The following is a 1,249-nucleotide window of genomic DNA, read 5'->3' on the forward strand; positions in this document are numbered from 1 at the left end:
GGCGTTCGATCGCCTGCCCGCGGGTCAGACCGACACCACTAAAGTCAGCTACACCGTCAGCGATGGCCAGGGTGGCACCGCCACCTCGACGCTGACCGTAACGGTGACCGGCACTAACGACGTTCCAGTGGCCGTCGCTGATACCCAGACTACCGGCGAGAATACCGTCCTCAGCGGCCAGGTTCCGGCAGCGAGTGATGTTGATGGGACGGTCGCCGGTTACAACTTGGCGACGGATGTCGGTACCGGCGATGGTTCGTTGACGTTCAATGCCGACGGTTCCTATAGCTTCGTCTCCGGCACCGACTTCGACAGTCTGGCTGCGGGCGAGAGCCGCGACGTCACCTTCAGCTATACCGCCACGGACAATGACGGTGGGGTCAGTGCACCCAAGACCGTCACCATCACCGTGACCGGCACCAACGATGCGCCGGTGGCCGTCGCCGATACCCGGACCACCGGCGAGAACAGCGTTCTCAGCGGCCAGGTCCCGGCGGCAACGGATGTCGATGGCACCATCGCCAGCTATGCGCTCGACACCGGCGTAGGTCAGGGCAATGGGTCATTGACGTTCAATGCCGACGGTAGTTACAGCTTCACCCCCGGCACCGATTTCGACAGCCTGGCTGCGGGCGAGAGCCGCGACGTCACCTTCAGCTACACCGCTATCGATAACGATGGTGGGGTGAGCGAGCCCAAGACCGTCACCGTCACCGTGACCGGCACCAACGACGCGCCGGTGGCTCAGGCCGCCACGGCCACGACGGAAGAGAACACCGCGCTGACCGGCCAGGTGCCGACAGCGACCGATGTCGACGGCACCATCGCCAGCTACGCGCTCGACACTGGCGTGGGTCAGGGCAACGGCAGTCTCAGCTTCAACGCCGACGGCAGCTACAGCTTCACGCCGGGTATCGACTTCGACAGTCTGGCTGCGGGCGAGAGCCGTGAGGTCACCTTCAGCTATACCGCCACGGACAACGATGGCGGCGTGAGTGAACCCAAGACGTTGACGATCACCGTCACCGGCACCAACGATGTGCCGATCGCTCAGGCCGCCACGGCCACGACAGAAGAGAACGCCGTTCTCAGTGGGCAAGTGCCGGCAGCGACCGATATTGACGGTACGATCGCCGGTTACGACCTGGCGACGGATATCGGCACTGGCAACGGCAGCCTGACGTTTAACGCCGACGGCAGCTACAGCTTCGCCCCGGGCGCCGACTTCGACAGTCTGGCTGCGGGCGAG

General features: G+C 64.5%; 1 protein-coding gene. It reads left to right on the plus strand.

Annotation, left to right across the window (positions count from 1 at the left end; genetic code table 11):
• A partial coding sequence (locus BTW08_RS18235; protein WP_139313720.1) for an Ig-like domain-containing protein occupies nucleotides 1-1,249 on the plus strand: 1,249 nt, incomplete at both ends.

The sequence above is a fragment of the Salinicola sp. MH3R3-1 genome (genome assembly GCF_001937155.1).
Classification (GTDB): domain Bacteria; phylum Pseudomonadota; class Gammaproteobacteria; order Pseudomonadales; family Halomonadaceae; genus Salinicola; species Salinicola halophyticus.